Below are 236 nucleotides of genomic sequence, written 5' to 3' on the forward strand. Positions count from 1 at the left end.
GCTGGTCAACGACCTGCTGGACGCCGCGGATGTCGCCACCTCGGCGATGGACGACGAGATGGTCCAGTCGCTGGCTGGGACCGGCACCAACCTCGCGATGGCCGCCGACGGCATGGCGACTGACGAAACCGTCGAGCTTGGTGAGGCGGTCGGCGAAAACGCCGACGATCTCGCCGAGGGCGTCGAGAAGGTCGCCGAGTTGCAGCGGACGGGTACGCTGGACGATCTGCTCGAAG

Annotated in this window: 1 protein-coding gene; it reads left to right on the forward strand. The window is 67.4% G+C overall.

Annotation, left to right across the window (positions count from 1 at the left end):
- Positions 1–236 (forward strand): hypothetical protein (locus HKX41_13465; GenBank protein NNC25142.1); only part of this gene is annotated, 236 nt, incomplete at both ends.

Origin of the sequence: Salifodinibacter halophilus (genome assembly GCA_012999515.1) — a bacterium.
Taxonomy (GTDB): Bacteria; Pseudomonadota; Gammaproteobacteria; order Nevskiales; family Salinisphaeraceae; genus Salifodinibacter; species Salifodinibacter halophilus.